Origin of the sequence: Streptomyces sp. BE20 (assembly GCF_036322525.1) — a bacterium.
Classification (GTDB): domain Bacteria; phylum Actinomycetota; class Actinomycetes; order Streptomycetales; family Streptomycetaceae; genus Kitasatospora.
Window position 1 is genome coordinate 1 of record NZ_JAQYWW010000049.1, and the last position, 329, is coordinate 329.

Annotated in this window: 1 pseudogene; it reads left to right on the plus strand. The window is 74.5% G+C overall.

Annotated features, from left to right (window positions below):
• Positions 1-329 (plus strand): annotated as a pseudogene (locus tag PUR61_RS00180) (hypothetical protein); the annotation flags it as partial.

Genomic DNA, 329 nt, shown 5'->3' on the forward strand with positions numbered 1-329 from the left:
CTCGAGACCAGGCAGTCCGAGCTCGGCGTCCGGGCAGCCGCCCTGAGCTCCGCCACGGAGGCGGTCGTCCTCTTCATAGAGCTCGCCGACACCGGGCCCTCCCCCGACGCCTTCCTCATCAAGCTCGCCGACGCCCTCTGCACCCTCTCCGCCCACCAGGCCGACAACGGCGACCGGTCTGCGGCCCTGGCCACCGCCACCGAAGCCGTCCCGATCTGTCGCCACCTCGCCGACACCGACCCGGCCGCCTCCCTCCCGCACCTCGCCGGCGCCCTCGACAACCTGGGCATCCACCAGTCGGGCGCAGGCGACGACACGGCGGCCCGGGC